The following is a 1,633-nucleotide window of genomic DNA, read 5'->3' as shown; positions in this document are numbered from 1 at the left end:
CCCACATTCTCCAAGTAAGTCGCTGATTTCGCTGTCGTAATCGTGATATTTCGCATATAAATCATGGCGTTGACGGCTGCGAGGGGCGCGTTTCATGGATCACCTGGAGGGTGCGGGCTTGGCGCGGGGAGATCGGGTTGATTTCGACCGCCGTGTGCGTCTGGAGTTCCGTGGTGCGCAGATCAGTTCAGACGGTGGCCTGCTGGTGATGCGCGAGCTTGATGACGTGCTCGGCCTGTCCAATCTGGCGTCGGAGGCGCTGCGAGACAGCCGCACCGGGAAGAACACGCTCCATCGGCTTGACGGATTGTTCCGGCAATCGGTGTTCGGACGACTGGCCGGATACGAGGATGTGAACGATGCCGACCGCTTGGCCCTCGATCCCGTGATGCGTCAGGTCGTTGGCGGCAGGGCCGTCGAGGCGCAAGCTGCTTCGGCATCGCAGATGGGACGGTTCGAGACCGAGACGCTGGCTCTGGCCGCGAACCGGGCGGCGCTGGCCGATCTGAACGGCCAATGGATCGACCGGTTTCATGACCGCAACGGGTTGAAATACATCGTGCTGGACATGGACAGCTCGGTCAGCCCCACCCACGGCGATCAGGAAGGTGCTGCCTGGAACGGGCATTTCGACTGCACCTGCTATCACCCCATCTTCTTGTTCAACCAGTTTGGCATGCTGGAGCGCTGCGCCCTGCGTAACGGCAATGTCCACAGCGCCGATGGCTGGCGGGATGTCCTTGATCCCGTCATTGCCCGATATGCTGGCCGCGACCTTGGTGGACGCTTCTTCCGGGCCGACGCTGCCTACGCGATCCCCGCGATCTATATGCGGCTGGAAGAAGCCAGGTTCTTCTACGCCATCCGTCTGCCCGCCAACGCCGTCTTGCGCGAGAAGATCGCGCATCGGCTGACACGGCCCGTGGGACGGCCTTCGCTGACCAAGGTCAAACGGTTCTTCGAGGACTTCGAGTATCAGGCGGCGTCCTGGGACAAGCCGCGCCGCGTCATCGCCAAGATCGAATGGCATCCGGGCGAGCTGTTCCCCAAAGTCGGCTTCATCGTCACCAACCTGCCGATGGAGCCAGACTGGGTGGTGAGGTTCTACAACCAGCGCGGCACCGCAGAGCAGCACATCAAGGAAGGCAAATATGCCTTTCGCTGGACGCGGCTGTCATGCCGGAAGTTCCGGCACAACGAGGTGCGGCTGCAACTGCACGCGCTGGCCTACAACCTGGCAACCTTCCTGCGCTGCATCGAACTGCCCGAGGCCATGGCGGACTGGTCGTTGACCAGCCTGCAACTCAAGCTGATCAAGATCGGCGCCCGCGTCGTCCGCCACGCCCGCGCCATTACCTTCCAGTTGGCCGAGGTCGCCGTCACCGGCCCGATGGTGCGGGCCGTCCTTGCCGCCATCCGCCGTCTTCGAACGCCTCCGTCATGCGCATGACCACGATCCATGCCCAAGCTGAACGAAAGCGGCAGGACAGGTCCGTCTGCCGCGCGGAAAAGCGGCTCTGCCGGGCCAGAATGCTGCGGGTTCGAGGCTTGATCCACCCGACTTCGGCCGTTTGCGCGACGACAGACACCGCTCGGGGCGAAAAACGCTTGCCCAGCGAGCAAAATCAGGCGA

The 1,633-nt window shown here is 62.8% G+C and carries 2 protein-coding genes; both read left to right on the top strand.

Features of this window, described 5'->3' with window-relative positions; translation table 11 throughout:
* The first annotated feature begins 94 nt into the window (after positions 1–94).
* Positions 95–1,450 (top strand): IS1380-like element ISPme1 family transposase, encoded by a 1,356-nt coding sequence (locus GU927_RS20370; protein WP_012112698.1) that lies wholly within the window; start codon positions 95–97, stop codon positions 1,448–1,450.
* A partial coding sequence (locus tag GU927_RS20365) for a hypothetical protein (protein WP_217765748.1) occupies positions 1,441–1,633 on the top strand: 193 nt, incomplete at its 3' end. The genes GU927_RS20370 and GU927_RS20365, both read left to right, overlap by 10 nt.

It is taken from the genome of Paragemmobacter amnigenus, assembly GCF_009908265.2.
In the GTDB taxonomy this organism is placed as follows: domain Bacteria; phylum Pseudomonadota; class Alphaproteobacteria; order Rhodobacterales; family Rhodobacteraceae; genus Paragemmobacter; species Paragemmobacter amnigenus.
Note: the sequence above shows the minus strand (reverse complement) of the source record. Positions and strands in the feature narration are given on the sequence as shown.

Excerpts from the sequence above, each read along its gene's own strand:
- GU927_RS20370 (WP_012112698.1), top strand. The coding sequence starts at position 95 with ATGGATCACCTGGAGGGTGCGGGCTTGGCGCGGGGAGATCGGGTTGAT.